The sequence below is a fragment of the Halomonas sp. BC04 genome (assembly GCF_000568385.1).
The window spans coordinates 1-6,475 of record NZ_AZQX01000309.1 but is presented as its reverse complement, the minus strand read 5'-3'; the positions used below and the strand labels follow the sequence as shown (position 1 = coordinate 6,475).

Sequence of the window (6,475 nt, the reverse complement as noted above, 5' to 3'; positions counted from 1 at the left end):
TCGATCTCGCGCCCCGGCAGGCGAATCAACTCGCCCAGCCCGCCGAAACAGGCGTCGGCGGCGGGCACGTTGGCATCGACCACAATTCTCACGCGAACTCTCCTTGCTACGGTACTTGCCCAGTCTGCTCGAACCCTTACAATACCGCCACCTGACATTGGCACGCCGCTACCCGGCGACCCCTGACTTGCTGGAGCCTTCGTGATCATCCGCTGGGAAAGTGACCATGACTATGTGCTGGTGCATATCCACCAGGACATGTTCGGAGACTGGATTTTCAGCCGCGCCTGGGGGCAGATCGGCACCCAGTTCGGTGGCTTGAAGCATATGCTTGCCGACGATCATGACCAGGCCATGATGTGGCTGGGAGACGAAGCCACCATCCAGGCCTCCCGGGGCCTGCGCAAGGTGCTTGAGGTCGAGGCCGAAAGCGCCGAGGGACAAGCGGCCGTCCATCAGCTCTCCCTGCTGGATTCGCTATAGCCCCTCTCCGGCACGCCCCTCTCGTCTATCCAATACTGCAGCAGATCCTGCAACTCTTCGCTGACCTCCGCCACCTGGCGGGTATGCTGCCTGGCCCCTTCGTGACCTTCGTCCTGCTTGAGTATCAGCGCCTCTTGGGCGAGCCGGTCGTAGGTGGCATGGAGCCTGGCGATCCGCCCCATGCCCGGGCCCTCCTGGCCTGATCACGACCAAGGAGGGCCAGCCACTGCGCCAAGCGGCAATGAGTGCAGTTCGCCTTCGGCCGATCGGGCCGCTCACCGCTGAGATATTGCAGCATACCGGCAGCGCAGGCGCGATGATCGACCATGGCATATATGGCCTCCAGCTCCTCTGGCCCGGCACGCTGCCGCTGATACCAGGAGGCGTCGGGCCGCCAGGTATCCAGCCACCCCAGTATCGAACCTGCCGGCATGGGCCGTGCAATGGCGTATCCCTGGCCCAACTGGTAGCCCATGGCCAGCAGCAAGCGTCCATGCAGCAGGGTCTCGACCCCCTCGGCCACGATCTCGCGGCGAAATGCTACGGCCAACCCAAGCACGCCCTCGAGCATCGTGAGGTCTTCCGGGTCGTCGAGCATGTCGCGGACGAAACTTTGGTCTACCTTGAGGACGCTGGCGGGGAGGTGGCGAAGGTATGTCAGCGATGAATAACCGGTGCCAAAATCATCGATCGCAAAATCGACGCCAAACTCGCGGCATGCCTGCATCACCGAGGTCACATGGGTGACATCGCTGAATGCGTTGGTCTCGAGCACCTCGAGTTCGAGATCACCTGGCGTCACGCTGGATGGCGCTCGACCTCGGCACGCAAACGCGCGACGAAATCAGCCTGCTGGAGGTGAATGGCATCGATATTGATGCTCACCGGTAGCCGGATGCCGGTAGCCACCCAGGCCTCGAACTGACCAAGGGCCCGGGCCAGTACCCACTCGCCCAGGTCGATGGCCAGCGGATGCTGCTGAATGGCGGGAAGGAAGGCGGCTGGCGCCAATAGGCCTCGCTGGGGGTGCTGCCAGCGTATCAGTGCCTCCACGCCGATCACCTCCCCCGTCGACATGTTGACCTTGGGCTGGTAGTGAAGCACGAACTCGTCGTTGGCCAGGGCGTCACGAATGCGCTCGAGGCTCTCGTGATGTCCCCGCACCGCTCGATCGTGCTCGGCATCGAAGACGTGGAAGCGGTTCTTGCCGGCCTGCTTGGCCTGATACATGGCCTGGTCGGCCTGGCGTATGAGCTGCTCAGGCTCGATGTCGTCTTCGGGGTCGAAGTGAACCACGCCGACACTACCCGACACATACAAGCAGGTTCCCTCTATCTCTATCGGTTCCGCGATATGGCCAAGCAAGTGGGCGATGAGCGTACTCACGCTTGCCACATCACTCTGCCCAGGCAGAACCAGGATAAACTCATCGCCACCGAACCGGGCCACCGTATCGGCTGCGCGCAGGGCATGCGTCAACCGCTCGGCAATGGTCACGAGCACGCGATCACCAAACTCGTGCCCAAGTCGGTCATTAATCTCCTTGAAGCCATCCAGGTCGATGTAGGCCAGCGACACCTTGCAGCCGTTTCGCCGCGCCGACACCATGGCCTGACTCAACCTGTCTGCAAGCAGCGTTCTGTTCGGCAGCCCTGTCAGGCTGTCATAGAAGGCCATGCTCTGGAGCTGTCGCTCGTACTCCTTCTGCCTGCTGATGTCAGTGAAGATGCCGACGAAGTGCGACGTCTTTCCCTGCTTGTCGCTCACCTTCGAGATGGTCAGCAGCTCCGGAAACACCTCACCGTTCTTGCGCCGGTTCCAGAGCTCTCCTTCCCAGGCGCCCTGTTCGAGCAAGTCTTCCCATAACTGCCGGTAGAAAGCATCGCCCTGGTGCCCCGACTGCAGCAAACGGGGATTCTTGCCGAGAATCTCGTCCCTGGAGTAGCCAGTGATACGGGTAAAGGCATCGTTGGTATCGAGAATGGCCCCCTGGGCATCAGTCATGATGATGCCCTCACGGGCGTGTCGAAACACGCTGGCCGCGAGCTCGAGCTGGGCTGTCTTGCGCGAAACCAGATGCCGCAGCCTGACGTTCCAGGCCACGACCCACATGACAAGCAACGCCAGGCCCACCCCGTAATGCCAGTAATCGTGCCAATGGAATCCAGCCCCGGGCAGCTCAGCACCCACCCACTTCTCCTGCAGGCGATCGAGCGTCCCACTGGTACGGGCATGTTCGACCCCCTTGTTCAGGATCGACTGCAGCAGATGGTTGCCTTCCACGACTGCCATGGCATTCAGGCCCACATACAGCGGCTCGCCAACCCGTTTCATGAGCTCATGAAGGCCGCTGCTGTACAGGTAGTAGAGAACGATCTGCTCATCTCCCACCATGGCGTCGGCATCACCGTCGATCACGGCTCGCGCCGCACTGGCAAAGTCGTCGGTCTGGATCAGTTCGAGCTCGATATCCAGCGAGGCCAGGTACTCCTTGGCGAAGTCACCGCGCTGCGTGGCCACGCGCTTACCATCAAGGTCCGACACCAGGGCGATGTCGGGTCGCTGCGCGGCAACGAAAATTGACGCGGGCACCAGGAAGACGGTCTGGGTGAAATCGAACTCACGGTCCCTGGCCTCGCTGAAGAAAAAGCTGGTCAGGACATCGGCATCTCCACTCAGCAGCCGTTGCTGCGCTTGCTGGAAGACGGTATCGGTGAACTGGGCATGAAAGCCGGCCTCGGTGGCAATCCACTGGGCAAGCTCCACCATCATGCCACGGCGCTGCTGGTTGGCATCGACGAATTCAAAGGGGGGGTAGCCGGTCTGGCTGACGAACACGATGGGTTCGTTCTCCCTGAGGAACTGCCGCTCTTCCTCGGTCAGCCCGATATCGCCAGCTGACAGGGCAGTGCCGGCCAATGCCAACAACATGCCACCCAGCACGATCTGCCGCCACGGCCTGCGCTGTGGTGCATTCATATCCACCCCCCGCGCCATCGTGCTTATGCCACCAAGTTGTCACAATGTGGGGGCGCCACACCACTCCAAGAGAGAGAACTGATGTCCGCTATGTCAACGCACCCATTCAACCCAGATAGCGCCGGCCGCCGCGCATGACGGCGCTCTTCACCTCGCGGGGTCCGGCCTCGCCCCCCATCTGGCGCCTGAGAGACTGCCAAGCGGCCTCATCCAGCCAGCCGCGCTCGGCCAGCCAGGCCGCCAGAAGAGGCGGCTCGAAACCGCGGTCCAGCTCCTCGCCCGCCTCGTCCGCCAGTACCGGAATGCGCACCCCGTAGCGCTCCATCAGCGCCTCGTCCTCGCTGATCTCGATCTTCTCGAGGTGATATTCGCCGCACAGCAACACGGCCAGCAGTGACTCCTGCTGCTCGCAGAGATGGCATCCCAGGGTGGTATAGAGCCTCAGCCGGATCATGTGCCCTCCCGGTGGCGGATCAGGAAGCAGTGATGCAGGTCGGGGCGCCGTTGGAAGTCCGGATCGAATGTCTTCACCGAGATATCCTGCACCGCATAGCGCTCCGCCAGTGTCGGGTCGAGCTGGAAGCGACGCTGGTTATTGGAGAACACCAGTGTGCCGCCGGGGGCCAAGCGCGCCATCGTCAGCTCCAACAGCCGAACATGGTCGCGCTGCACGTCCAGGGTACCGTCCATCTTCTTGGAGTTGGAGAAGGTCGGCGGGTCGAGGAAGATCAGGTCGAACTCGGCCCTGGCGGTTTCCAGCCAGCGCAGGCAGTCGTCACGCACCACCCGATGCCGCGCCGGGTCGAGCCCGTTCAAGGCAAAGTTGTCCCGCGCCCAATCCAGATAGGTATTGGAAAGATCGACGCTGATGCTGTCCGACGCACCGCCCGCCTCCTCCGTACCCAGGGCCGCCTGAACCGTGGCCGCGCCGGTATAGCAGAACAGGTTGAGAAAGCGCGTTCCGGGCGCCATCTCGGCCAGCATGCGCCGCACCGGACGGTGGTCGAGAAACAGGCCGGTATCGAGGTAGTCGCGCAGGTTGACCCACAGCCGGGCCCGCCCCTCACGCACTTGGAAGCGCTCCCCGCTGCTGGCCTGCTTGCGATACTGCTCCTTTCCACTCTGCTTCTCCCGGCGCTTGATCACCACTTGGCCGGCATCCACATTCAGCACCTCGGGAATCACCTGCAGGGCATCGAACAGCCGCTTCTGCGCCTGTGCGGCGTTCACCGAGCGCGGCGGCGCGTACTCCTGCACATGCACCCGATCCCCGTAGACATCCACCGCCAGGGCATACTCGGGCATGTCGGCATCATAGAGCCGATAGCAGCTCTCACCACTCTGCTTGAGCCATTTCTTCAGCCGCTTGCGGTTCTTCTCCAGTCGGTTGGCGAACATCTGCGCTCCGTCGCTGCGCGGCTGTCCTTCCGGCTTCACCGTGGCATCCGCATCGGCGGTGGCTGCCGTCACGTTCATCAGCAGCAGCTTGGCATCGAGCGGCCCATTCTTCAGCGAGTACTGCTTGTCGGCCCGCAGTCCAATTCGATGGCCGAGATCGGGGTTGCCGGTAAAGACCGCCAGCCGCCACCCGGGGAAGGCACGGCGCACCCCCTCGCCCAGCTCGGCATAGAGCGCCACCAGCTCGGGCAGCTCTCCCAGACGTTCCCCATAAGGGGGGTTGGCGATCACCAGCCCCCGCGCCGCCACATCGAGCTCGGCGGGGCGCTGCAGCTGTTCCAGGGAGGCACCCTTGAAGGTGACAAGGGCCGGAATGCCGGCCCGCATGGCATTGGCCTTGGCCGCCGCCAGCGCCGGCGGGCTCTGGTCAAAGCCGAATAGTCGGTTCCGACAGCGTTTGCGCCCGATGCTGGCCCGGGCCTCGGCCTCGCGCCTGAGTTCGAGCCAAAGCTCATTGTCATGCCCTGCCCAGCCATGGAAGCCGAAACGTACACGCGCCAGGTTGGGCGCCATGTCGGCGGCCATCAGCGCCGCCTCGATCAACAGGGTGCCGGCACCGCAAAGGGGGTCCACCAGGTGTTCACCGGCCCGCAGCCGCTCGGGCCAGCCGGCCCGCATCAACAGGGCAGCGGCGAGATTCTCCTTCAGTGGCGCATGGCCGACGTCCCGTCGGTAGCCACGGCGATGCAGGCTCTCCCCGGAGAGGTCCACGCCCAGGGTCAGCCGGCCGCGATGCAGATGGGCATAGAGGCGCAGGTCCGGCTCCTTCAGGTCGACGTCTGGCCGCGGCCTTCCTGCCGTCTGCAGGGCATCGACCACGCCATCCTTGACGGTCTGGGCACCGAAGCGGGTATGGCGGATCTGCTCCGAGCGGCCATGGAAATCCACCGCCAGCGTGGCACCGGATCGCAGGTGTTGGGCCCAGTCCACGGTGGTCACCGCCTGGCGCAGCGAGTCGGGGCTCTCGATACCCTCCTCTCTCACCAGGCAAAGCACGATGCGATTGGCCAGACGCGACCAGAGGCAGGCGCGATAGGCGGCGGCGAGGTCACCCTGGAAGTGCACGCCGGCCACGGTGGTCTTGAATGGCTCGGCATCCAGGGCACGGAGCTCGTCGGCCAGCAGCTCTTCCAATCCCTTGGGACAGGTGGCCAGGAAGGCGTGGGTATTGGTATTCAATGGCTCGCTCATGGTGTCGTTCCCACCCCTTGGCTCTGTCCGAAAACTGGCTGCGCTCGGCCATACGGCGTTAAAAATTGGCTCAAAGTACTCATTTACACCCCGTAAACTCCATCTTTTCGCCGATTTTTGCCTTGTCTGTCCTTCGCTCGCCGACTTTTCAGACTAAGCCTCGGGTCGGGCATGTTCCTTTTGTTACAAAATTGAGTCCGGCTTTTGACGAAAGATAGGTCGACAATGACACCCGAAATGGGCTAAGACTAGTCTTAGTAGCTACTGTAAGGATGCATGCGTTCTCTTGGCGAGTCCTGTTTGGACTTGCACCCATTCGCTCTGCCGTTTGACACGGTTATGCGGGCGGTGGAACGTCGGGTCG

6 protein-coding genes are annotated in these 6,475 nt (G+C 62.9%); 1 reads left to right on the top strand and 5 read right to left on the bottom strand.

The window, feature by feature from the left end; translation table 11 throughout:
- The first annotated feature begins 201 nt into the window (after positions 1-201).
- Complete coding sequence (locus Q427_RS21015; protein ID WP_043517062.1) at positions 202-483, top strand: hypothetical protein; 282 nt, start codon at positions 202-204, stop codon at positions 481-483.
- Here Q427_RS21015 and Q427_RS21010 read toward each other — a convergent pair.
- From Q427_RS21010 to rlmKL, 5 genes are all read right to left on the bottom strand, one after another.
- Positions 456-665, bottom strand: a complete 210-nt coding sequence (locus Q427_RS21010; RefSeq protein WP_043517061.1) for a hypothetical protein — start codon at positions 663-665, stop codon at positions 456-458. The genes Q427_RS21015 and Q427_RS21010 overlap by 28 nt on opposite strands.
- On the bottom strand, positions 608-1,285 hold the full coding sequence (locus Q427_RS35670; protein ID WP_051496573.1) for an EAL domain-containing protein: 678 nt from the start codon (positions 1,283-1,285) through the stop codon (positions 608-610). Before Q427_RS35670 ends, Q427_RS21010 begins: the two co-directional genes overlap by 58 nt.
- Complete coding sequence (locus Q427_RS29270) at positions 1,282-3,462, bottom strand: diguanylate cyclase domain-containing protein (RefSeq protein WP_197030769.1); 2,181 nt, start codon at positions 3,460-3,462, stop codon at positions 1,282-1,284. The genes Q427_RS35670 and Q427_RS29270 overlap by 4 nt, the downstream gene beginning before the upstream one ends.
- A 106-nt stretch (positions 3,463-3,568) precedes the next feature.
- A complete protein-coding gene (locus Q427_RS21000; protein WP_043517060.1) occupies positions 3,569-3,916 on the bottom strand; it encodes a glutaredoxin family protein in 348 nt (115 codons plus the stop codon).
- Positions 3,913-6,111: a bifunctional 23S rRNA (guanine(2069)-N(7))-methyltransferase RlmK/23S rRNA (guanine(2445)-N(2))-methyltransferase RlmL gene (gene rlmKL, locus Q427_RS20995; RefSeq protein WP_043517058.1), complete on the bottom strand. Its 2,199-nt coding sequence runs from the start codon at positions 6,109-6,111 to the stop codon at positions 3,913-3,915. Before rlmKL ends, Q427_RS21000 begins: the two co-directional genes overlap by 4 nt.
- Positions 6,112-6,475 lie beyond the last annotated feature (364 nt).